The organism is Methylococcus sp. S1M (assembly GCF_051295855.1).
GTDB classification, from domain to species: Bacteria; Pseudomonadota; Gammaproteobacteria; order Methylococcales; family Methylococcaceae; genus Methylococcus; species Methylococcus capsulatus.
Genome location: NZ_JBPDXO010000078.1, coordinates 1 through 233, shown reverse-complemented (window position 1 = coordinate 233; position 233 = coordinate 1). Strand labels below are relative to the sequence as shown.

Below are 233 nucleotides of genomic sequence, written 5' to 3'. Positions count from 1 at the left end.
AAGGAAATCAGTCCATGCCCATCATGAAGGAGCCTTCCCGCCTGCTCGAAACCGTGGTCGCGCTGGCCAAGGAGGCCGGCCGGGCTATCCTCGCGAGCTATGACTCGGAGTTCAGCGTCACGCAGAAATCCGACCAATCACCACTGACGGCTGCGGATCTGTCATCGCATGAGTTGAGTGTATCCGGACTGGCTCGTCTGATACCCCAATTTCCGGTACTTTCTGAAGAGTCA

The 233-nt window shown here is 57.1% G+C and carries 1 protein-coding gene; it reads left to right on the top strand.

Annotation, left to right across the window (positions count from 1 at the left end):
- Positions 1-14 precede the first annotated feature (14 nt).
- On the top strand, positions 15-233 hold a 219-nt coding region (locus ACSHWJ_RS16130), incomplete at its 3' end, for an inositol monophosphatase family protein (RefSeq protein ID WP_435928805.1).